The organism is Qipengyuania citrea, assembly GCF_009828015.1.
GTDB classification, from domain to species: Bacteria; Pseudomonadota; Alphaproteobacteria; order Sphingomonadales; family Sphingomonadaceae; genus Qipengyuania; species Qipengyuania citrea.
In genome coordinates this window covers 42784-65256 of sequence record NZ_WTYG01000003.1, presented here as the reverse complement: position 1 = coordinate 65256, position 22473 = coordinate 42784, and the positions used below count along the sequence as shown (strand labels likewise).

General features: G+C 64.5%; 22 protein-coding genes and 1 tRNA gene. 17 read left to right on the top strand and 6 right to left on the bottom strand.

Annotated elements, in window-relative coordinates; genetic code table 11:
- Positions 1-28: 28 nt before the first annotated feature.
- The gene (locus GRI55_RS10330) at positions 29-1720 is read right to left on the bottom strand and encodes a putative bifunctional diguanylate cyclase/phosphodiesterase (protein ID WP_063512901.1); all 1692 of its coding nucleotides are present in this window, start codon (positions 1718-1720) and stop codon (positions 29-31) included.
- Positions 1721-1882: 162 nt separating this feature from the next.
- Here GRI55_RS10330 and GRI55_RS10325 point away from each other — a divergent pair, with 162 nt between their 5' ends.
- Positions 1883-2290 carry an EVE domain-containing protein gene (locus tag GRI55_RS10325; protein ID WP_050599993.1) on the top strand — a complete coding sequence of 136 codons (408 nt, stop codon included), beginning with the start codon at positions 1883-1885 and terminating at the stop codon, positions 2288-2290.
- Positions 2291-2303: 13 nt separating this feature from the next.
- On the opposite strand, the gene GRI55_RS10320 is transcribed toward GRI55_RS10325, so the two are convergent.
- Entirely contained in the window at positions 2304-3971 is a 1668-nt protein-coding gene (locus tag GRI55_RS10320) for a thiamine pyrophosphate-binding protein (RefSeq protein ID WP_160767116.1), read from the bottom strand.
- Between the two features lie 149 nt (positions 3972-4120).
- Here GRI55_RS10320 and GRI55_RS10315 point away from each other — a divergent pair, with 149 nt between their 5' ends.
- On the top strand, positions 4121-4315 hold the full coding sequence (locus tag GRI55_RS10315; protein ID WP_050599991.1) for a hypothetical protein: 195 nt from the start codon (positions 4121-4123) through the stop codon (positions 4313-4315).
- On the opposite strand, the gene GRI55_RS10310 is transcribed toward GRI55_RS10315, so the two are convergent.
- Positions 4312-5649, bottom strand: a complete 1338-nt coding sequence (locus GRI55_RS10310; RefSeq protein WP_160767115.1) for an MFS transporter — start codon at positions 5647-5649, stop codon at positions 4312-4314. The two genes, GRI55_RS10315 and GRI55_RS10310, sit on opposite strands and share 4 nt — an antisense overlap.
- Before the next feature lie 113 nt (positions 5650-5762).
- On the opposite strand from GRI55_RS10310, the gene pgsA reads away from it, so the two are divergent.
- Positions 5763-6356 (top strand): CDP-diacylglycerol--glycerol-3-phosphate 3-phosphatidyltransferase, encoded by a 594-nt coding sequence (gene pgsA / locus GRI55_RS10305; protein WP_050599990.1) that lies wholly within the window; start codon positions 5763-5765, stop codon positions 6354-6356.
- A gap of 51 nt (positions 6357-6407) precedes the next feature.
- Here the strand turns inward: pgsA and GRI55_RS10300 are convergent, their stop codons facing one another.
- Both GRI55_RS10300 and rnd read right to left on the bottom strand, forming a co-directional pair.
- The gene (locus tag GRI55_RS10300) at positions 6408-7304 is read right to left on the bottom strand and encodes a hydrogen peroxide-inducible genes activator (protein WP_050599989.1); all 897 of its coding nucleotides are present in this window, start codon (positions 7302-7304) and stop codon (positions 6408-6410) included.
- Positions 7305-7328: 24 nt separating this feature from the next.
- Positions 7329-8531, bottom strand: a complete 1203-nt coding sequence (gene rnd / locus GRI55_RS10295) for a ribonuclease D (RefSeq protein ID WP_050599988.1) — start codon at positions 8529-8531, stop codon at positions 7329-7331.
- A 210-nt stretch (positions 8532-8741) separates the two neighbouring features.
- Here rnd and GRI55_RS10290 point away from each other — a divergent pair, with 210 nt between their 5' ends.
- Both GRI55_RS10290 and aspS read left to right on the top strand, forming a co-directional pair.
- Positions 8742-9599 (top strand): cupin-like domain-containing protein, encoded by an 858-nt coding sequence (locus tag GRI55_RS10290; protein WP_160767114.1) that lies wholly within the window; start codon positions 8742-8744, stop codon positions 9597-9599.
- A 121-nt stretch (positions 9600-9720) separates the two neighbouring features.
- On the top strand, positions 9721-11538 hold the full coding sequence (gene aspS, locus GRI55_RS10285) for an aspartate--tRNA ligase (protein ID WP_160767113.1): 1818 nt from the start codon (positions 9721-9723) through the stop codon (positions 11536-11538).
- Positions 11539-11628: 90 nt separating this feature from the next.
- On the opposite strand, the gene GRI55_RS10280 is transcribed toward aspS, so the two are convergent.
- Positions 11629-12060 (bottom strand): ferritin-like domain-containing protein, encoded by a 432-nt coding sequence (locus GRI55_RS10280; protein ID WP_160767112.1) that lies wholly within the window; start codon positions 12058-12060, stop codon positions 11629-11631.
- 156 nt (positions 12061-12216) lie between these two features.
- Here GRI55_RS10280 and GRI55_RS10275 point away from each other — a divergent pair, with 156 nt between their 5' ends.
- The 12 genes from GRI55_RS10275 (at position 12217) to GRI55_RS10220 (ending at position 22470) form a co-directional block, all read left to right on the top strand.
- Positions 12217-12453 (top strand): acyl carrier protein, encoded by a 237-nt coding sequence (locus tag GRI55_RS10275; protein WP_006834437.1) that lies wholly within the window; start codon positions 12217-12219, stop codon positions 12451-12453.
- Positions 12454-12547: 94 nt separating this feature from the next.
- Positions 12548-13807, top strand: coding sequence for a beta-ketoacyl-ACP synthase II (fabF, locus tag GRI55_RS10270; RefSeq protein WP_063506692.1), 1260 nt, complete (start codon positions 12548-12550; stop codon positions 13805-13807).
- A 1-nt stretch (position 13808) separates the two neighbouring features.
- Positions 13809-14780 carry an endolytic transglycosylase MltG gene (mltG, locus tag GRI55_RS10265; protein ID WP_160767111.1) on the top strand — a complete coding sequence of 324 codons (972 nt, stop codon included), beginning with the start codon at positions 13809-13811 and terminating at the stop codon, positions 14778-14780.
- Positions 14777-15304 carry a 2'-5' RNA ligase family protein gene (locus GRI55_RS10260; RefSeq protein WP_050599982.1) on the top strand — a complete coding sequence of 176 codons (528 nt, stop codon included), beginning with the start codon at positions 14777-14779 and terminating at the stop codon, positions 15302-15304. The genes mltG and GRI55_RS10260 overlap by 4 nt, the downstream gene beginning before the upstream one ends.
- Positions 15305-15605: 301 nt before the next feature.
- Positions 15606-15682, top strand: a tRNA-Met gene (locus GRI55_RS10255).
- A 241-nt stretch (positions 15683-15923) separates the two neighbouring features.
- A complete protein-coding gene (locus GRI55_RS10250) occupies positions 15924-16265 on the top strand; it encodes an ArsR/SmtB family transcription factor (protein ID WP_160767110.1) in 342 nt (113 codons plus the stop codon).
- Positions 16262-16732: an ArsI/CadI family heavy metal resistance metalloenzyme gene (locus GRI55_RS10245; protein WP_160767109.1), complete on the top strand. Its 471-nt coding sequence runs from the start codon at positions 16262-16264 to the stop codon at positions 16730-16732. The genes GRI55_RS10250 and GRI55_RS10245 overlap by 4 nt, the downstream gene beginning before the upstream one ends.
- A gap of 8 nt (positions 16733-16740) precedes the next feature.
- The gene (locus tag GRI55_RS10240) at positions 16741-17241 is read left to right on the top strand and encodes an arsenate reductase ArsC (RefSeq protein WP_160767108.1); all 501 of its coding nucleotides are present in this window, start codon (positions 16741-16743) and stop codon (positions 17239-17241) included.
- Positions 17238-18308 (top strand): ACR3 family arsenite efflux transporter, encoded by a 1071-nt coding sequence (gene arsB / locus GRI55_RS10235; RefSeq protein WP_160767107.1) that lies wholly within the window; start codon positions 17238-17240, stop codon positions 18306-18308. Before GRI55_RS10240 ends, arsB begins: the two co-directional genes overlap by 4 nt.
- 122 nt (positions 18309-18430) lie before the next feature.
- A complete protein-coding gene (locus GRI55_RS10230; RefSeq protein ID WP_160767106.1) occupies positions 18431-19720 on the top strand; it encodes an O-acetylhomoserine aminocarboxypropyltransferase in 1290 nt (429 codons plus the stop codon).
- 341 nt (positions 19721-20061) lie between these two features.
- Positions 20062-21741, top strand: coding sequence for a catalase (locus tag GRI55_RS10225; RefSeq protein ID WP_160767105.1), 1680 nt, complete (start codon positions 20062-20064; stop codon positions 21739-21741).
- A gap of 81 nt (positions 21742-21822) precedes the next feature.
- Positions 21823-22470, top strand: coding sequence for an ankyrin repeat domain-containing protein (locus tag GRI55_RS10220; RefSeq protein ID WP_237452494.1), 648 nt, complete (start codon positions 21823-21825; stop codon positions 22468-22470).
- The last annotated feature ends 3 nt before the right edge of the window (positions 22471-22473 follow it).

The following is a 22473-nucleotide window of genomic DNA, read 5'->3' as shown; positions in this document are numbered from 1 at the left end:
CATTCGCCCGCAGAGCGTCCAGTGCGGATCAGCCGGCGCGTTTGCCGCCGCCGGGGCGATGTTCCTGCGCGGTGAAGTCGACTTCGGTCACATTGTCGAGCCGGTCCTTGGCCAGCAGGTTCTGCTGGTCGAGCCGTTCGAGCACCTTGGCGGCGGGTTCCGGGCGGCCGTAATGATAGCCTTGGCCCTTCATCTTGCCCATCCGCTTGAGCGTTTCGAGCACGACTTCGTTCTCGATCCCCTCGGCGGTGACCGGCAGGTTCAGCCCGTCGCTCATCGTCAGGATCGCATCGACGAGCTTGGCCCCGTGCTCTTCCTGCTTGAGTTCGGAAATGAACGCACGGTCGATCTTGATCCGGTCGAACGGCAGCGCGCGCAATTGCGACAGGCTCGAATAGCCGGTGCCGAAATCGTCGAGGCTGATCTTCACGCCCTGATTGCGCAGGCTCGAGATCATCGACCGAACCATGCCGACGTTTTCGTGCAGGCAGCTCTCGGTGATCTCGATGTCCAAGCGGTTGGCGGGGAAATTGTGGCGTACCAGCAGCTTGAGCAGCTTCTGGGCGAACCAGGGGTCGCGCATCTGGACCGGCGAGATATTGACCGAAAGCGAGAGGTCCGAATCCCATTTCTTGGCATCTTCGAACGCGCGCGTGATCAACGCCTCGCTCATTTCGCCGATCACGCCGATTTCCTCGGCGATGGGGATGAAGATATCGGGTCCGACCACGCCCATTTCGGGGGATTCCCACCGGGCGAGCATTTCGAAGCCGACCAGCTTGCCGCTGTCGAGATCGATCTGCTGTTCGTAATAGGGCAGGAATTCGCCGTTCACGATGCCGCGCCGGATGCCCGCTTCCAGTTCGTTGCGGAAGCGCAGTTCGTTTTCCATCTGCGGTTCGAACCAGTAGAAGCGGTTCTTGCCCTGCTTCTTGGCGTGATACATGGCGATGTCCGCCTTGTGCATCAGCGTCTGGGCGGCAGCGGTCCCGTCGCGCACATTGTCCATCTGCGTGCTCGAGGCGATCCCGATCGACATCGTCACATCCACCGGCATGTCGCCATATTCGACCGGCCGCGCGACGTTCTCGACCATCCGCGTTGCCAGTTGGTCGACCCGGTCGGGCACCTGCGGGTGATAAGGGACGACGCAGACGAATTCATCGCCGCCGAGCCGGGCCAGAATGCCGCCTTCGGGCAGCAGGCGCTGGATCCGTCCGGCAGTAACGCGCAGCACTTCGTCGCCTGCCTGGTGGCCGTGGAGGTCGTTGACCTGCTTGAAATTGTCGAGATCCACCGCGATCGCCGCCAGCGCTTCCTCGCGGCGTTCCAGATCGTGCAGCAGATCGCCCAGCGCAGTGGTGAAACTGCGGCGGTTCTGACATCCGGTGAGGTGGTCGATATCGGCGAGGCGGCGGGCCTCTTCCTCGGATTCGCGGCGCGAGTTGAGTTCTTCGGTGAGCGCCTTGTAGCGATGCCAGCCGAGCAGGATCAGCGCAATGTTGAGCAGGAGGGCATTGGTCAGCGCCGAATCTGGCGAGGGGTTGTCGCCCGTCCATGCCTCGATCAGGTTGGGCAGCACTACGCCGGCCGTGCCCACGAACAGGATGATCGCCGCAAAAGCGATCCCCAGCGTCACGACATCATGGTCGCGGCGGCGCGTCTGCACGCCCTTTCGCGGGGATCGGGCGTCCTTGGTCGTGGTCTTGTTCGCGGTCAATCCCGCCCCCTGGCTTGGCTGAGTTCCGCTTGCTTAAGGCGCGCCGCCTAAAAACAGGTTAACCGCGCAAGGTGGGGGGCCGGCGCTGCGCAGGGTGGTCAGCTCTCGCTGCAGCGGCTAACGGCGCAGGCACGCGAATGAGTAGACGGAGATGGTTACGCGATGCGTTACTGGCTGATGAAATCGGAACCCTTCAAATACAGCTGGGACGATCTCGTCGCAGAAGAGGAGGGGACCTGGGACGGCGTGCGCAACCACCGGGCCAAGAACAACCTCGCGGCGATGGAAGTGGGCGACCAGGTGTTCTTCTACCACTCACGCGAAGGGCTCGAGATCGTTGGCATCTGCGAAGTCAGCGTGGCCGGGATCATGGATCCCACCGACCCCGAGGGCAAATGGGCCGCGGTCAAGGTCAAGCCGAAGACCAAGCTGCCGCATCCTGTGACGCTCAAGCAGATCAAGGCCGAACCCAAGTTGGCGGATTGCGAACTCGTCAAGCTGTCACGCCTGTCGGTGGCGGAGATCAAGCCTGACGAATGGTCGGTGATCTGCGCCATGGCGGGGATCTGACCCGCTTCGCCGCCTAGCGCCCGCGCAAACCGCTCACGCTGGCGCCGCTGGCAGCCAATTGCTCGATATCGATCGTGCAGTGGATCAGGCGCAAACCGCTGCGCCCCTGCGCGGCGACGAGCGCGTCCTTGAACTCGTCGGTGGTGGCAGCGCGCGCCGACCATGCGCCATAGGCCTCGGCCAGCGCGGCGAAGTCGGGATTGGCAAGCCGGGTCGCACTGATCCGGTCCTCGCCCGGAAACTCGCGTTCCTGGTGCATGCGGATCGTCCCGTAAGCGGAATTGTCGACCACGATGACGATCATCTGCGCCCCATGCTGGGCGGCAGTGGCCAGTTCCTGTCCGTTCATCAGGAAATCGCCATCGCCCGCCACGGCAACGACCGTGCGGTCGGGGTGGCGCAGCGCGGCAGCGACCGCGGCGGGCACGCCATAGCCCATCGCCCCGCAGGTCGGGGCCAACTGGGTGGGGAAGCCTTCATAGCGCCAGTAACGGTGCCACCAGCCGGCAAAATTGCCGGCGCCGTTGCAGATGATGGTGTCGGCAGGCAGCGTATCGCGCATGAACTGCACGGCCTGGCCCATGTCGAGCCTGTGGCCATTGGGATGCGCGGTGGCCCATTCCTCCCACTCGCGATGCGCTTCGGCCCCGGCGTCGAAATCGACGACCGCGCCATCATCCCACAGCGCGGCGCTTTCGGCGAATTCGTCCATGCTGGCGCAAATCGCGAGGTCGGCGGGATAGACGCGGTTGAGTTCGTCCGCATCGGGATGGACATGGACCAGCCGCCTGTCGGGCGCGGTCGGGGGCGGGACGGTATAGCCATCGGTCGTCGCCTCGCCCAGCCGCGCGCCGATCGCCAGGATCAGGTCGGCCTGTTTGACGCGCTCGACCAGCCTGGGATTGGGACCATAGCCCAGATTGCCGGCATAAACCTTACTTGAAGGTGAGATTGCATCCTGGCGGCGGAAGGCGGTTGCAACCGGCAGACCGAGCCGTTCGGCGAACACCTGGAAATGCGCGCGTGCCCGCGCATTCCAGCCCGCGCCGCCGATTACGGCGAGCGGTGCGGCGGCGTCGCCGATCAGCGCCATCATCGCCTGCATGGCATCGGGGCAGGGGGCCTGCGCGGGGCGTTCCACCCGTGCGCGTGGGGTCGCGGCGGTCTCGCGGCCGAGCATGTCCTCGGGCAGGGCCAGTACGACCGGGCCGGGGCGTCCCGAGATCGCGGTGGCATAGGCCCGCGCGACATATTCGGGGATGCGATCGGCGGAATCGATCCGCGCGGCCCACTTGGCAATCGGGCTGAAGAAGGCAGCGAAATCGACTTCCTGGAAGCCTTCGCGGTCGCGCATCTCGCTGTCGACATCGCCGACGAACAGGATCATCGGCTGCGAATCCTGCTGCGCGACATGGACGCCGATGCTCGCATTGGTGGCGCCAGGTCCGCGGGTGACGAAGGCCACTCCGGGACGCCCCGTCATCGCGCCATCGGCGCAGGCCATGAAACTGACCCCGCCTTCCTGACGGCACGTCACCACGTCGATGGCGTCCTGCCGACCAAGGCCGTCAAGGACCTGGAGAAAGCTTTCGCCGGGAACGGTGAAGATGCGGTCGCACCCCTGCTCGGCCAGGCAATCGACGAGGAGTTTGGCTGCGGCGGGCGTATCGGGCGCTTGCATGCTGCGGCGGTTAGCCCGGCTGGTCGCGGCGTGCAATCGCGCCGCGCGAGGGCGCCGCGCAATGCTGGAGATGGAATGAGGCGTACCAGCGGGGGACAACCGCGCCGGAGCAGGAGACAACATCCTTAAGAATTCGTTAACTGTTTCCTATGCGACGCTCCCTAGTCCTCTCGACCGAGTCCCGCCGCCACTGGTTCCGCGCCAGCCTGCCGCAGCGCCGCCGCGCATTCGCCGATATCGCTCCCGTTGCCCCGGTCGACTGGCGCCTGACCGCGCAGGACGTCCGCGGTGCCGCCTCGACCTATTTCGCCACGCTCGCCGCCGTGCTCGCCTTTATCGTCTAGATGCGCATTGTCGCGGCGAGGTCGGCGGCCTCGTTCTCGGCGGCAACCAGCCGCTTGCCGAGCCAGGCGGACACCAGGCACATCGCCGCGCACAGCAGCACCTGTTCGGTGATCGGAATGCCGATTGCGCTCATCGCCATGGCGACCAGCGATCCGGCCACCATTGCGCCCGAATTGACGATATTGTTCGCGGCAATCGTGCGCGAAGCCTTGTGCGGCGCGACACGGGTGGTGAGAAAGGCGTAAAGCGGGACGACGAACATTCCGCCCGCAATCGCGATCCCCAGCAGGCAGCCGAGCAGCACGGTCGCCATCGGCCAGGCGAGGAACGCGCCCACGCCGAGCAGGCTTTGCGGCTGGTCCGCTTCCCACAGCTTCGCCACGACATAGAAGGCGACCACGAATGCGCCCATGACGATCACCGAAACCGGCGAATAGCGCGCCGAGACGCGACCTTTCAGCAGCGTGTTGATGGCCACCGACCCGATCGCCACGCCGATGGAGAAAACGACGAGGAACAGGCTGGCGACTTCGGGGCTGGCCATGATGGTGTTCTTGGCCAGTGGCGGGAACTGGATGAACAGGACCGCGCCGATCGTCCAGAAGAAGCTGATCGCCAGGATGGCGTAATAGACTTCGGCGTTGTGCATCGTGTCGCGCACCAGTTTCACCGAGGCGCGCAGGATGTGCCAGTCGAGTTTCTCGACCTCGCCCATGGGCGGGGCAGCGGGCACCTGCCGGCTGACCAGATAGCCGATACAGGCGATCACGATGATCCCCATCGCAGCCCAGCCGGTGTGTTCGACAGCGAGCGGCCCCGCCAGGATCGTCCCGGCGAGGATCGCGATATAGGTGCCGGCTTCGACCAGCCCGGTCCCGGCCAGGACCTCGTCCTGTTTCAGGTGCTGGGGCAGGATCGCGTATTTGATCGGGCCGAGGAAGGTCGATTGCACCCCGGTCAGGAACAGCGCCAGCAGCAGCAGCGGAATGGCGACCGATTGAACCAATATGCCTTGCCAGGCCATGTAGAGCCCTGCCGCGCCGATTGTCATCAGGCCGATTTCGCACAGCTTGACGGTGCGGATGATCCGCGCCTTGTCGCGCATGTCGGCAAGCTGTCCGGCCAGTGCGGACAGCAGGAAGAACGGCAGGATGAACAGCCCCGATGCCAGCCCGCTGAAGGCAGCTTCGGTGCTTTCGTCATTGTAGACCGCGTAGACCACGAACAGGACCATCGTGGTCTTGTAGAGATTGTCGTTGAACGCGTTGAACAGCTGCGTGACGAACAGCGGCAGGAATCGCCTGCGCCGCAGCAGATGCGTGGATGTAAGCATGACCCCCCGGGCGAAACCCATTCTCCCGCGCGAGTCTAGAGCTATCGTGATGGCGGACAAGGGAATTGAGCGGCTTTTGCGATGGGCCGAATATCGCTAGGCAGTCGGGCATCATGCTGACGCTGCCCAACATCCTGACGTTGTCGCGCATTTTCGCGATTCCGCTGCTGGCCTATTTCCTCTGGTGGCCGGGCTGGGCGGCGGGCTACCTGCTCGCCTTCGGGCTCTACTGCCTGATGGGGATCACCGACTATTTCGACGGCTATCTCGCGCGGACCAGCGGCACGGTGTCCAAGCTCGGCATTTTTCTCGATCCAATCGCGGACAAGATCATGGTGGCGGCGGTCATCCTGGTGCTGGCGGCGCAAGGCGTGCTGCGCGGACCCTATGTCGGCGACATGCATGTGGTTGCCGGGCTGGTCATATTGATGCGCGAAATCGCCGTGTCGGGCCTGCGCGAATTTCTCGGGCCGCTGCAGGTCTCGGTGCCGGTGAGCAAGCTCGCCAAGTGGAAGACCACGCTGCAGATGGTCTCGCTGGGCTCACTCATCCTCGGCCAGGGCCTGCCCGGATGGAACTTCGCAGCGGGCGGGGTGCTGCACAATATCCCGCATCTGGTCGGCCTGGTGACGCTGTGGGGCGCGGCGATCCTGACGGTCATTACCGGCTGGGATTATCTGCGCGTCGGCCTCAAGCACATGGACTGACGCGCGCGAGAAGGCCTTTGCGCCGGCTCGGCATCAGCGCCTCAGCCGAAATTAGCCCGCGCGCAGCTCTTCCGCCAGCAGCTTGAATTCCTCTTCGCGCGGCGAATTCGTGCGCCAGATCAGCGCGATCTCGCGGCTGGTGTTGTCACCCTTCAGCGGGCGCGCCACGACATCGGTGCCGTGCAGGATGCCCGCTTCGATCGCCATTTCGGGCAGCATCGTCAGGCCGAGGCCATTGTCGACCATCTGGACCATCGTGTGCAGGCTGGTCCCGATCATTGTCGCGCTGGCGCGCAATTCGGGCCGGTTGCAGGCCGCCAGCGCATGTTCCTTGAGGCAATGCCCGTCCTCGAGCAGCAGCAGCCGCCCCTGGTCGATCATGCTGGCGGGAATGACGGCGGGCGGATCGCGCGGATCGTCTTTGGGAAAAGCGACATACAGCGCATCTTCGCGGATCGTCGCCTTGGCGACATCGCCGGTGGCGAAGGGCAGCGCCATCAGCACGCAGTCGGCGCGGCCGTGATGCAGCGATTCCAGCGCGTGATCGGTGGTCTCCTCGCGCAGGAACAGCTTCAGCTGGGGGCGTTCCTCGCGCAGGCGGGGCAGGATCCGCGGCAGCAGGAAGGGCGCGATCGTCGGTATGACGCTCATCCGCAGCTCGCCCGACAGCGGCTTGCCGGCGGCGAGGACGAGGTCGGACAGCTCTTCCGCCTCGCGCAGCAGGCGGTGCGCTTTCTCGACCACCGTATTGCCGAGCGGTGTGAACCGCACCACGCGGCGGCTGCGTTCGACCAAGGTCACGCCGAGCAGCGATTCGAGCTCGCGGATGCCTGCCGATAGGGTGGATTGCGAAACGAAGCTCGCCTCGGCAGCGCGGCCGAAATGGCCGTGTTCGTGCAGCGCCACGAGATACTGCAGCTGCTTGATGGTGGGGAGATAGGTCGACATGGCGGTTCGGTTCCTGCCCGGCTGCTATTCGGCGGCCTGGGCTTCGACCATGCCGGCGTGCAGTTCATCGACATGGGTCATCAGCAGCCGCCCGTCCTTGACGGCGAAGGCGAGGCGGCCTTCGACCAGTTCGAGCGCGTCCTTGCCGAACACGTCGTAGCGCCAGCCCTTGAGGATGCTCAGGTCGCGCGCGCCTGCGGCCAGCGCTTCCATTTCGTCGGCGCGGGTCAGCAGCCGCGAGGCGACGTCGATCTCGCGGGCACGGATCTTGAGCAGCAGCTTGAGCAGGTCGGCGACGAGTGCGCCTTCCTTGCCGAGCGGCGCACCGCGTTTGGGTTTGTCGGGCATTTCATCCTTGGGCAGCGGTTCGGCCTTTTCGAGCACTTTCATCAGGCGCTTGCCGATATCGTTGTCTTTCCACGCATTCGACAAGCCGCGCACCTTGACGAGATCGGGTTGCTGCTTGGGCGGATGGCTGGCGATATCGGCCAGCGTTTCGTCGCGCATGATCCGGCCGCGCGGGATGTTCTTGTGCTGTGCTTCGCTCTCGCGCCAGGCGGCGAGCGCCTTCAGGCGGCCGAGAACCGCGGGATTGCGGCCGGACGATCGGATCCGTTTCCAGGCGAGATCGGCATCGTTGGCATAATTCTGCGGATCGGCCAGCTTCTCCATCTCGGCATCGAGCCATGCGCCGCGGCCGGTCTTGATCAGCTTCTTGAGGATCCGCGGGAAGATGTCCGCCAGATGCGTCACGTCGCCGATCGCATATTCGATCTGCCGATCGGTGAGCGGGCGGCGGCTCCAGTCGGTAAAGCGCGCACCTTTGTCGATCGTCAGTCCCAGCCAGCTTTCGACCAGATTGGCATAGCCGATCTGTTCGGACTGGCTGATCGCCATCATCGCGATCTGCGTGTCGAAGATCGGCTGCGGCGTCTTGCCGGTGAAATTGTAGACGATCTCGACGTCCTGTCCGCCTGCATGGAAGACCTTGAGCACGTCATCATTGTCGCACAGCAGGTCCCACAGCGGGGCCAGGTCGATCCCGGGTGCGAGCGGGTCGATCGCAGCGGCTTCTTCACCATTGCCGATCTGCACGAGGCAGAGTTCGGGCCAGAAGGTGTTCTCGCGCATGAATTCGGTGTCGACGCACACGAATTCGTGTTGGCCCAGCCGCTCGCACAGTTCCGCCAGCGGTTCGGTTTCGGTTATAAGTTCGTGGATTTTCATCGTATCTTTTCGTTTCTGTCGGGCGGAGTACCGCCCCCGGGCCGGGGCCCATGAATGCGCGGGGTCATCCCGCAAGGGCAGGCTAGCGGGCTGTGCGCGCTGCCTGCAATCGCGGCCATGCAGCTATGCACCGTCGCGATGCGCGCCGCTTTAGACCTGCACGGGGCCGGGTCAAGGCGGTCTTAACGCTTGCGTGCCATGGTACACCCCATGTCCCGCATGGAATTCCAGCATGCTTTCGATGCAGTCGCAGCCACGCCCGGCTTCGACCGCGCGCCGCTGTGGGGGGCCGATCCCGAAGCCGCGCACCTGCTTTCGCACAGGCTCGACATCGAACCGTGCTTCGACTGGGCGCGGCTGGCCGATACCATCGCGGGAGCCGATCCCGCGCTGATCGAGATACGCGAGGATACGCCGCAGCAGCGCTTTCGCGTTTTGCCCGAACACCCGGCGGATCTGCGGGCGCTGGTGCATGGGCTCGCCGGCACGAAGCGCTGGATCATGCTGCGCGAACTGGACAGATGGCCCGATTTCGCGCCGCTCGTCGCCGATATCCTGCAGGCAGTCGCGCCGGTGGTCGAAACGCGTACCGGCGCGATCGTCAAACCCACCGCCTTCCTGTTCATCAGTTCGCCGGGGCTTGTCACTCCGCTGCATTTCGATCCGGAATACAACATCCTGTTCCAGATCTCCGGGCGCAAACGGTTCACGATCCTGCCGCCATCCTGCGGCCTGCCGTCCCGGTCGGACAATGAACGCTTCCATCGCAGCGGCGACAATCTGCTCGACTGGCGGCCCGAACTGGCAGCGCAGGGCTGGCCTTTCGACCTTGCGCCGGGCGATGCGCTCCACGTTCCCTTCAAGGCCCCGCACACGGTCACGGTCGGGGCCGAACCGTCGATCTCGCTCTCGGTAACCTGGCGCTCGCACAGCAGCCTGATGCAGGACGATGCTTGGGCCCTGAACGGCCTGCTTGGCCGCTACCGCGTGCGCTTGCCGGCGCCGGGGGCGCGGCCCTGGCTGCGTGCGGCCGCGCTGCGGGCGCTGCGGCGCGCGCGAATCGCCTGACCTTCCAGACCAGACGAATCTTGACAAAACAGCCCTTGATGGCTGTTAGGGGCGCGCTTTCGCGCCGCGCCCGGATGCGCGCGCGGTCCCATCCGATTCCGGCAGAAAGATCGAGCTTTTCATGCACGCCTACCGCACCCATACCTGCGCCCAGCTGACCAAGGACAATGTCGGCGAAACCGTTCGCCTGTCGGGTTGGGTCCACAACAAGCGCGACCATGGCGGCGTGCTGTTCGTCGATCTGCGCGACCATTACGGCATCACCCAGATCGTAGCCGACGAGGACAGCGAGGCACTGCCGATCCTCGACAAGATGAAGCTGGAATCGGTGGTCACCATCGACGGCGTGGTAAAGGCCCGCGACGGCGCTGCGGTCAACGCCAACCTGCCGACCGGCGAAATCGAGGTCTTCGCGCGCTCGGTCAATGTCCAGAGCCGTGCCGACGACCTGCCGCTGATCGTCAATTCGGCAGAGGACTATCCCGAGGAAACGCGCCTCAAATACCGTTTCGTCGACCTGCGCCGCGAGCGTGTCCACGCCAATATCATGCTGCGCAACCGGGTCATTACCTCGCTGCGCCGCCGGATGATCGAGCAGGGCTTCAGCGAGTTCCAGACCCCGATCCTCGGCGCATCGAGCCCCGAAGGCGCGCGCGACTATCTGGTCCCCAGCCGCCTGCATCCCGGCCATTTCTATGCGCTTCCGCAGGCCCCGCAGATGTTCAAGCAGCTGTTGATGGTGGCGGGCTTCGACCGGTACTTCCAGATCGCGCCATGCTTCCGCGACGAAGACCTGCGCGCCGACCGCAGCCCCGAATTCTACCAGCTCGATTTCGAGATGAGCTTCGTCACGCAGGAAGACGTCTTCCAGACGATCGAGCCCGTGCTGGCCGGCGTGTTCGAGGAATTTTCGGGCGGCAAGAGCGTCACGCCCGCGGGCGAGTTCCCGCGCATCCCCTATGCCGAAGCGATGCTCAAATACGGCAGCGACAAGCCCGACCTGCGCAATCCGCTGATCATCTCGGACGTGACCGAACACTTCGAAACCTCCGGCTTCGGCCTGTTCGAGAAGATCGTGGGCGGCGGCGGCCGGGTCCGGGTGATCCCCGCACCGAGCACGCATGAGAAGAGCCGCAAGTTCTTCGACGAAATGAACGACTGGGCACGCCGCGAAGGTTTTGCCGGGCTCGGCTATGTCACCCGCAAGGGCGGCGAGTTCGGCGGGCCGATCGCCAAGAACCACGGCACCGAAGGCATGGAAAAGCTTTATGCCGAACTGGGACTGGGCGAGAACGACGGCCTGTTCTTTGCCGCAGGCAAGGAAAAGGACGCCGCCAAGCTGGCGGGCGCCGCGCGTACCCGCGTGGCCGAGGAACTCGGCCTGATCGAGGAAGGCTGCTTCAAGTTCTGCTGGATCGTCGATTTCCCGATGTTCGAATATGACGAAGAACAGAAGAAAATCGATTTCAGCCACAACCCCTTCTCGATGCCGCAGGGCGAGATGGAAGCGCTGGAAACCAAGGACCCGCTCGACATCCTCGCGTGGCAGTACGACATCGTCTGCAACGGCTACGAGCTGTCCTCGGGCGCGATCCGGAACCACCGCCCGGACATCATGTACAAGGCTTTCGAACTGGCCGGATACAGCCAGGCCGATGTCGACGAGAACTTCAGCGGCATGATCGAGGCGTTCAAGCTCGGCGCCCCGCCGCATGGCGGTTCGGCCCCGGGGATCGACCGGATCGTGATGCTGCTGGCGGACGAACCCAATATCCGCGAAGTGATTGCCTTCCCGCTCAACCAGAAGGCGCAGGACCTGATGATGGGTGCACCCAGCCTCGTCAGTCCGCGCCAGCTGCGCGATGTCCATATCCGGACCGTCGATGCACCCAAGCCGCAGGGGGCAGAGGCGACCCGCGTCGACCGCGCGGGCGACTGACCGGCAAGCGCAGGGCGACAAGCCGCGCAGCGCGAACGAAAAAGGGCGCGGGACCGGATCCCGCGCCCTTTTTCGTTATTCAGGAATATGTCAGTCGAACTGCTTGGCGGCGAAGTCGCCGAAACGTTCGCCGGCACAGATCTCGCTATATGCCTGCTGGACGACCGCGCGCTCTTGCACTTCGAGCTGGTCGCTCTCGAGCGCCTGCTGGAACTTGTTCTTGATGTAGTCCTCGCCTTCCTCGACGCGCTCTGCGGCCGCTTCGTCGTTGTTTTCGACGGCGGCAGTGACGCTCTGCCACATCTGGTGCGCTTCGCCGGTCAGCGTGCCCTTGGTGACCAGTTCCTCACCCTGGCGCTGCAGTTCGGCATTCATCTGCTGCAGCGTCTGGCCGCGCTCCTGGCCGCGCTGCTGCAGGGCCTGCGTCAGCTGCGGATTGTTGGCGGTTTCGGCCGCCTGGCGATAGCCTTCGACGGAATCGAAAGTGGTATCGGTGAGGCTCTTGAAAACGGTGCTAGCCATTGTTTTATTTCCCTTTTTGCAGTGTGTGCTATGAAGGGGAAATCAACCGCAACGCGTTTGGGTCCGGGGTACACGGCGAGTTGCCCTTGCGCTGCGCCGCTCCGTTGATTAGGGCGATTGGCAATTCAGAAACCCCCAAATTCGAGAGGGATACAAATGAGCGATACTGCCGACCGCGTGCAGAAAATTGTCGTCGAGCACCTCGGCGTCGAGGCCGACAAGGTCACCCAGGAAGCCAGCTTCATCGACGATCTCGGTGCGGACAGCCTCGACATCGTCGAGCTGGTCATGGCCTTCGAAGAGGAATTCGGTGTCGAAATCCCCGACGATGCGGCCGAGAAGATCACCACCGTCGGCGACGCGACCAAGTATATCGAAGAGCACAAGGGCTAAGGCTCGCGCTTTTCGAATCCCGCATTATATGCGGGACCGGACAGGCCCGACCCCATAGCGGGCCGGGCCTGTTGTCTTATCTGCGGAGAATTACATGCGTCGTGTGGTCGTAACCGGACTTGGCCTCGTCACCCCCCTCGGCGGGGACGTGGAGACTTCTTGGAAGAACCTGATCGCGGGCAAGAGCGGAGCCGCGCAAATCACGCGCTTCGACACCGAAGGGCAGAAATGCACCATCGCCTGCGAGGTGAAGCCCAAGGATCATGAATTCGGCTTCGATCCCGACAAGCGCGTCGATCACAAGGTCCAGCGGCAGGTCGATCCGTTCATCGTCTATGGCATCGACGCGGCGGGCCAGGCGCTCGAGGATGCCGGTCTCGTCGACATGGATGACGAGCTCAAACTGCGCACCGGCGTTTCGATCGGTTCGGGCATCGGCGGTCTGCCGGGGATCGAGAAGGAAAGCATCGTGCTGCACGAACGCGGTCCCGGCCGCGTGTCGCCGCATTTCGTCCACGGGCGGCTGATCAATCTCATCTCGGGCCAAGTCTCGATCAAATACGGCCTGATGGGCCCCAATCACGCGGTGGTGACAGCCTGTTCGACCGGCGCGCATTCGATCGGCGATGCCGCGCGGATGATCGCGCTCGACGATGCCGACGTCATGCTGGCGGGCGGGGCCGAAGGCACTATCAATCCGCTGGGCGTGGCCGGCTTCGCGCAGGCCCGCGCGCTCAACATGAGCATGAACGACCGGCCGACCGAGGCCAGCCGCCCCTATGACAAGGACCGCGACGGTTTCGTCATGGGCGAAGGCGCGGGCGTGGTGGTGCTCGAGGAATACGAACACGCCAAGGCGCGCGGCGCGACGATCTACGCCGAAGTCACCGGTTACGGCCTGTCGGGCGATGCCTATCACGTCACCGCGCCGCATCCCGAGGGCAAGGGTGCCGAACTGGCGATGCGCATGGCGTTGAAGAAGGCCGGTCTCGCGCCCGGCGATATCGATTACGTCAACGCGCATGGCACGTCGACCATGGCCGACACGATCGAGCTCGGCGCGGTCAAGCGCGTGCTGGGCGACGATCTCAGCGGCGCGTCGATGAGCAGCACCAAATCGGCAATCGGTCACCTGCTCGGCGGCGCCGGCGCGGTCGAGGCGATTTTCTGCATCCTCGCGATCCGCGACCAGATCGTGCCGCCCACGCTCAATCTCGACAATCCGGACGAAGGCACCGAAGGCGTCGATCTCGTGCCCAAGCAGGCCAAGCAGCGCGAAGTCCGCGCAGCGCTCAACAACAGCTTCGGATTCGGCGGCACCAATGCCTCGCTGATCGTCCAGAAGGTCGATTGACGTGAAAAAGGCCGGGTGCCTCCTCGCAGGCGTCCTCTCGCTGGTCCTTGCCGTTGCGGCGATCTGGTTCGTCTCGGGATGGTGGGGCAGTGCCGAGATCGAGGAGGATACGAATTTCATCGTCCCCTCGGGTGCGAGCCTGACCTCGGTCGCCGAGAAGCTGGCCGAGGAAGGCGTGATCGCCGATCCGCAGGGATTCCTGTTGCGCGCCAAGATCCTCGGCTCGTCGGATCCGATCCTGGCCGGCGAATTCCTGCTTCCCGCCGGGGCCAGCAGCGCCGCGATCCTCGACACGTTCCAGCATGGCGAGGTGATCCGTCGCTTCGTCACCATCCCCGAAGGCCTGCCGTCGATCCTCGTCCACGAACGGCTGATGGCGGAAGATCACCTGACTGGCGAAATCCCGGTGCCGGTCGAAGGCTCGGTGCTGCCCGATACCTATGATTTCGAACGCGGCGAGGCGCGCAGCGCGGTGCTCGCGCGGATGCAGGCGGCGATGCAGAACTATCTCGCCGAGGCCTGGCCCAAACGCGCGGAGGATATTGCGGTCGACAGCGTCCAGGAGGCCGTGATCCTCGCCTCGATCGTGGAAAAGGAAACCGGCGTCGCACGCGAGCGCAGGATGGTCGCCGGCCTGTATTCGAACCGGGTCAAGGACGGCATGCTGCTGCAGGCCGATCCCACCATCATCTACCCGCTGACCAAGGGCAAGCCGCTGGGCCGGCGCATCCGCCAGTCCGAAATCGCCGCGATCAACGATTACAACACCTATACGATGGTCGGCCTGCCCAAGGGTCCGATCACCAATCCCGGGCGTGAGGCGATCGCAGCGGTGCTGGACCCGGCGGAAACGAGCGCGCGCTACATGGTTGCCGATGGTACCGGTGGCCATGCCTTTGCGGAGACGCTGGAAGAGCATAACCGCAACGTCGCCAAGTGGTTCGAAATCCGCCGCCAGCGCGGGGAAATGTGAGCGGGGAAGACGCCCCGCTGATCCTCACCGCGCAGCTCCCGCGCGATCTGCATGCGCGTTTCACCGCGCTGCGCACTGCCCATTTCCCGCCCGAACGCAATTATCTCGAAGCGCATGTCACGCTGTTCCACGCATTGCCGGCGATGTGCGAGGCGGAAGCCTGCAGCGTTCTCAAACGCATGGCGGCGGAATTCGCGCCGGTGCCGGGGCAGGTCGAAGGGCTGATGTCGCTGGGGCGGGGCACCGCGATCAAGCTGTCTGCGCCCGCCATGCTCGATCTGCGCGGCATCATTGCCGATCACTTCCACGGATTGCTGACGCAGCAGGACCAGCAGCGTCCGCGCCTGCATGTCACCATCCAGAACAAGGTCACGGGCAAGGAAGCGAAGGCGCTGCAGGCGCAGCTGGCGGGGACGATCGCCCCGGCGCCGTTCGCCTTTCGCGGCCTCGAACTGTTTCGCTACCGCGGCGGCCCGTGGGAGCGGGTGCGGGACTTCGCCTTTCGCGGCACCGCCGCACCCTAAGCGTGCCCGTGGATCGCGGGTAGGGCCGCAGCACGGCCCCGCGGCAGAGCACGATCGTGGGGGGCGGCACCGACGCCGCTCGGGTGGTACGCGTCAGGTGCGGGCGGCACCCCGGAAATAGCGCGCTGCCCGGCCTGTTCGATGCGCTGTCCATCGGCGGCAAACGGCGCCCCGCAGGCCCCCGAACGCGACCGCCTGAAGAAATCACGGACAATACGCATTTGCGCGGTTGACCGCATGCCCCGACCGCCCTAAACGCGCCGCCTGCCGAGCGGGCTATTGCCCCGGCATGCCTCTTTGGGGCGGAGTAGCTCAGGTGGTTAGAGCAGCGGAATCATAATCCGCGTGTCGGGGGTTCAAGTCCCTCCTCCGCTACCATTTCCCCGATATGGTTGATCAACAGTTCTCCGGCGAAGCCGGTCGTCATGCGCATGATGTCCGGTCGCGGTTATGAAAGCACTTCCCGCAGGCCTTGATGCGCTCGGCAAGGCGGGACCATCTGCGGCTGGGAACCTTGGTCGATCCGTTTCGGAATTTCGATTGCAAGCAGGCCAACGCAGCCTTGACCGGCACCCCGCAATTCCATATTTCGATATTTATCGAATTGTTGGAGCAAAAGATGCAAGCCGATCGGGTCATCCGCGCACTTTCCGCGCTGGCGCAGGAGCACCGCCTCGCAGCATTCCGATTGCTCGTGCAGGCAGGCGAACAGGGCGTTGCTGCCGGGGTGCTGGCTGAAAAACTCGACGTCCCTGCATCCTCGATGAGCTTCCACCTGGCGCAGCTCGCCAATGCAGGACTGGTCACGCAGCGGCGCGAAAGCCGGTCGATCATCTATTCGGCCGACTATGCCGCGATGAGCGGCCTGATGGGCTATCTCACCGAAAATTGCTGTGGCGGCATGTCGTGTTCGGAAGACCCTGCCTTCGCTTCAATACCCGAAAGAGAGAGCGCCCGATGAAACGTTTTCATGTGCATGTCGGCGTAACCGACATCGATAGGTCCGTAGCCTTCTATTCAAGCCTTTTCGGTGCCCGGCCTTCCGTGGTGAAGGGCGACTACGCCAAGTGGATGCTTGAAGATCCCCGCATAAACTTCGCTATCTCGATGCGCGAGGATGCGACCAAGGGCGTCGAGCATGTCGGCTTGCAGGTCGAGGACAAGGCCGAACTCGAAGAGGTCTACGGCCGTCTGAAGGCTGCCGACCGTCCCGTTCTCGAAGAAGGCGCGACGACGTGCTGCTATGCGCAGTCGGAAAAGAGCTGGATTGCCGATCCCGACGGCGTGGTGTGGGAAGCCTTCATGACCGATGGCGAGAGCACGACCTATGGCGGCAGTCCCGACCTCGGCCAGCTCGCTTCCGCCAACGCCGCATCGAGCGCCTGCTGCGCGCCGCAGATGGCGTCCCCCAAGAATTCCTGCTGTTGAGGTCATCCATGTCAGACCGACCGCTGAACGTGCTGTTCCTGTGCACCGGCAATTCTGCACGCTCGATCCTGGGCGAGGCAATCCTCAACCATGACGGTGCAGGCCGCTTCAAAGCCTACAGTGCCGGGAGCAATCCCACCGGTGAGGTCAACCCCTGGGCATTTCACACGCTCGAGACGCTGGGTTATCCCGCCGAGGGCTATTCCTCCAAGAACTGGACGGAGTTTGCCGAAGGCCCCGAGTTCGACCTGATCTTCACCGTTTGCGACAATGCGGCGGCGGAGAGCTGCCCGGTCTGGCCGGGGCGTCCGACCTCGACGCATTGGGGTATTCCCGACCCGGCAGCGGTCGAGGGAAGCGATGCGGAAAAGGCGGCGGCCTTCCTCGATGCTTTCCGGATGCTCAGGCGGCGCATCGACCTGATGCTGGCGCTGCCTATCGCCAGCTTGGATCAAATCGCCTTGCGGGACCAGTTGCAGGCCATCGGCTACGAGGCGGACGATCAATGACCACAGTCACTTCCGACATCGATGCCGGCGCGGCAGGACTGGGCCTGTTCGAGAAATGGCTCTCGGTCTGGGTTGGCGGGGCGATCCTCGGCGGGATTGGTCTTGGCAACCTCGCGCCGGATGCGTTCGCCGCCCTCGCGGCTTTCGAATATGCCTCGGTCAATCTCGTCGTTGCCGTGCTCATCTGGGCGATGATCTTCCCGATGATGGTCGCAGTCGATTTCAGTGCGGTGCGCCGGATCGGTGACAAGCCGAAAGGCCTGATCATCACCCTGACAGTCAACTGGCTTATCAAGCCGTTCACCATGGCAGCGCTCGGCGTGCTGTTCTTCGAAGTGGTCTTTGCCGACCTGATCGCCCCCGCCGATGCCCAGCAATATATCGCAGGTCTCATTCTGCTGGGGGCTGCTCCCTGCACGGCGATGGTCTTCGTCTGGTCGCAGCTCACCAAGGGCGATCCGGCCTATACGCTGGTCCAGGTTGCAGCGAACGACCTGATCATGATCGTGGCCTTCGCGCCGATCGTCGCACTGCTGCTCGGGGTTACCGACATCGCGGTGCCGTGGGAGACTTTGCTGCTCTCGGTCGCCCTCTATGTGGTCGTGCCACTGGGGGGAGGAGCCTTCGTCCGCCATCGTTTGCTTGCGGCGCATGGCGGCGATGAAGCGGCGGTCACAGAATTTACGGGACGCATGAAGCCGCTGTCGATCATCGGGCTTCTGCTGACGGTGCTGTTGCTCTTCGGCTTCCAGGCTGAAACGATCGTGGCACGGCCCCTGCTGATCGCGCTGATCGCCGCGCCGATCATTGTTCAGAGCTACGGGATTTTTCTGATCGCATACGGCTGGGCCAAGGCGTGGAAGGTGCCGCACGCGGTAGCCGCCCCGTGTGCGCTGATCGGCACTTCGAATTTCTTCGAACTCGCCGTGGCCGTGGCTATCGGGCTTTTCGGACTTGGAAGCGGTGCCGCACTGGCAACGGTCGTGGGCGTTCTGGTCGAGGTTCCGGTAATGCTGTCCTTGGTGGCGTTTGCAAACCGGTCTCGGCGCAGCTTCGCGCCCGGGTGATTCAAAAGCAGGCCGGGTGCTTACCTCGGCTGAATGCAAGCTTCGCCGCGCGCGAGAATGCGGTTGACGGGGGGCGGGCTTAGCTGCTCCCTTCGGGGCAATTCCACCGGACAGGATGCCCCATGACAGATCTGAAACTCGAATCGCTCACCGTGCATGCCGGGTGCGAGCCCGACCCCGCGACCAATGCGCGGATCACGCCGATCTACCAGACGGCCAGCTACGTCTTCGACAGCGCCGAGCATGCCGCGGACCTGTTTGCGCTCAAGCAGTTCGGCAACATCTATTCGCGGATCATGAACCCCACCAACGATGCGCTCGAGAAGAAGATCGCGGCGCTGGAGGCCGGGGTCGGCGCGCTGGGCGTTGCCAGCGGCCATGCGGCGCAGTTGGTCGCCTTCCACACGCTGATGGAACCGGGGTGCAACATCGTCGCGGCGAAGAAGCTCTATGGCGGCTCGCTCAACCAGATGGGCGAGGCATTCCGCAAGTTCGGCTGGGAAACGCGTTTCGTCGATGCTGACGATCCCGCCAATGTCCGCGCGGCGATGGACGACAAGACGCGCTGCGTCTTCGTCGAGAGCCTCGCCAATCCGGGCGGCGTGGTCACCGACATCGCGGCGATTGCCGATATCGCGCATGATCACGGCGTCCCGCTGATCGTCGACAACACGATGGCCACGCCGATGCTGTGCCGTCCGTTCGAACACGGCGCGGACATCGTGACGCATTCGACGACCAAGTTCCTCAACGGCCACGGCAATGCGGTCGGCGGGGTGATCGTGGATTCGGGCAAGTTCGACTGGAAGGCGGCGGGGGACAAGTTTCCCAGCCTGACCCAGCCCAACGGATCCTATCACGGGGCCGTGCTCGTCGATGCGCTGGAGCCCATCGGGCCGATCGCCTTCATCACGGCCTGCCGCGTGCTTGGCCTGCGTGACCTGGGGCCGGCCATGGCCCCGCAGAACGCATGGCTGGCGCTGACCGGGATGGAAACGCTCGCGTTGCGCATGGAACGGCACTGCGCCAACGCGCTCGCCGTGGCCGAATGGCTGGAGAACCACGAGCAGGTGGCATGGGTGTCCTATGCCGGGCTCGAGACAAATGCCTACAAGCCGCTCGCCGACAGATATCTCGGCGGCAAGGGCGGGGCGGTGTTCACTTTCGGGCTGAAAGGTGGCTACGACGCCGGGGTGAAGCTGGTCTCGCAGGTCGAGTTGTTCAGCCATCTCGCCAATATCGGCGATACGCGCTCACTGATCATCCATCCCGCCTCGACCACGCACAGCCAGCTGGGCGAGGCCGAGCTGGTCGCCGCGGGAGCGGGGCCGGACGTGGTGCGCATCTCGGTCGGCATCGAACATGTCGACGATATCATCGCCGATCTGGACAAGGCGCTGCAGAGCCTCTGACGAACCCCGCGGCCGCTGCGGCGGGAAGGGGGAGCGCTCCTTCCCGGCGGCGGGCCATCGGCGAGAATTGGCGCCGCGCGGGGGCCAGGCCGGGTCCCGCCCCGTATGCTCCGGGCGCGCCATGTGATCCGTATTTCGCCGCGCGGGGACGCGGGGGCCATGGCAGCCGCCGTGCCCCGCGTTGGCGCGCGATTGACGGCGTGCCCGTCTAACATATTCAATTATATCGATTGTCGTGAACGATATTCCGCGTTTCGTTCTCTTCCCTTCTGCTGCCACCAGCCCGCGACACAGTTCAATCGAGCGGCGCGCTGGTGCGCCGCGGGTCAAAGGGAAAATGAATGTCCGCCAAGACTGCTACCATTACATTCGCACGTTGCACCGCCCTGCTGGTGGGGATCTCGTCGCTGGCCACGGCCGCGGCCGCGCAGCAGCTCGCGCCGCAGGAGGCGCAGGTCGCATCGCGCATGCAGACCGCCGAGCGCGTCGAAGTCGTCCCGATGAGCGTGATCGAGACGCCGACGGGCGCGGCCCCGATCTACCGCCGCGACAATGGCGCGCCAGTGGGTGACAACCGCAATTCTAAGACCGCCGGCGACATGGGGCCGGTGCTGCTCGAAGACGCGCATCTGATCGAGAAGCTGGCGCGGTTCGACCGCGAGCGCGTGCCGGAGCGCGTGGTCCACGCCCGCGGTACGGGCGCCAAGGGCATGTTCCGCGCCACTGCCGACATTTCGGACTACAGCATGGCCAGCCTGTTCCAGCCGAGCAAGGAAACGCCTGTGTTCGTGCGCTTTTCCAGCGTCATCCACGGCCATCTGAGCCCCGAATATCTGCGCGATCCGCATGGCTTCGCGACCAAGTTCTACACCGACGAGGGCAATTGGGACCTGGTTGGCAACAACTTGCCGGTGTTCTTCATCCGCGACGCCATGCAGTTCCCCGACATGGTCCATTCGCTCAAGCCCGACCCGGTGACCAACCGGCAGGATCCCAACCGCTTCTTCGATTTCTTCAGCCATGTTCCCGAAGCGACGAACATGCTGACGCATCTCTACACCAATCTCGGCACGCCCGCGTCATACCGCGAGATGGACGGCAATGGCGTGCACGCCTTCCGCCTCGTCAACGACGAGGGCGAGCAGGTGTTCGCCAAGTTCCGCTGGATCAGCGACCAGGGCGTGAAGAACTATACCGCGGCGCAGGCCAAGGAAGCGGGCTTCAATTACCTGACCGACGATCTCTACGGCGCGATCTCGCGCGGTGACCATCCGAGCTGGAACCTGATGATGCAGGTCCTCCCCGTCGCCGAAATCGGGTCGCTCGACTACAATCCGTTCGACGACACCAAGGAATGGCTCGACCGTCCGTGGATGAAGATCGGCGAGATGACGCTCGACGAGGTGCCGGAGAACTTCTTCGAATGGACCGAGCAATCGGCTTTCGCGCCGAGCAACATGGTCCCGGGTATCGAGCCTTCGCCAGATCGCATGCTGCAAGGCCGGCTGTTCTCCTATGCCGATACGCAGCGCTACCGGGTGGGTGCCAACCTGTTCGATCTCGAAGTGAACGCGCCGCGCGTGGCCGAGGCCGGCGACGGGCCGCTCAACAACAACCAGAACGGCCAGCTCAACCGTTCGGGCCGCGAAAGCCACGTCAACTACTTCCCCTCGGCGATGGCTCCCAAGCAGACCCCGGCGCGGGCGCGCTATTCGAATTACGAGATCATGGCGATGGTCGATCAGAAGCAGATCGAGAAGACGCCGGATTTCGAGCAGCCTGGCATCTTCTGGCGGTCGCTGTCCGAAGCCGACAAGGCGCAGCTCATCGCCAATCTTTCGGGCGACCTCGGCCAGGTCGTGTCGGACCGCACGCGGACGATCATGGTCAGCTATTTCTACCAGGCCGATCCCGAATACGGCACGCGGCTGGCCGGAGCGGTCGACGTGGCCATGCCGGACGTGATGCAGGCCGTGGCCGAATTCAACGCCGCGGCGCCGCAGACCTTCCCGAGCCCCTGACGCCAGACCTCGCGGCACCGCGTCCAGCCTCTCGGGGCAGGCGCGGTGCCGCCATCCCACTCCCCACGAAAGACCAATCCCATGATGACATTCACGACGCGGCTGCTGCCGCTGGCGGCGCTGGCCTGCGCGGCGATGCCGCTGCAAGCGCAGGAACATGCGCACGCCCATGCCCACGGGCATGAACACCCCCAGCCTGCGGAAGAGGGCGCAACCGCGGCTTCGGCCGAACTTCCCGGATCGGATCGCGCGCAGGCGCTGCTGTTCGATGCCGCGCGGCTCAATCGGGTCGATCTGGTCGACGGCCTCGTCAAGCTGGGCGCCGATCTCGACGCGACGAACGAACAGGGCTTCACCCCGCTGATCCTCGCGGCCTATGCCGGTCACGGCGAAATGCTCTCGGCACTGGTCGAAGCCGGCGCGGATCCCTGCAAGCCCGGCGATGCACGCGGCAATACGGCGCTGATGGGTGTCGCCTTCCGCGGCCATGACGCGATCGCCAGCCAGCTGATCGCCACCGGCTGCGATATCAACGCGGCCAATGCGATGGGCCAGACCGCCCTGATGATGGCGGCGATGTTCGGCCGCGAACGCCAGATCGAACTGCTGCTGGCGGCAGGCGCGGATGCCGGGGTGGTCGATCTCCAGGGCAACACCGCGGCTTCGGTCGCGCTGGCACAGGGCAATGAGGCCGTGGCCGCGATGGTCGGAACGCCGCAGGCGAAATAAGCG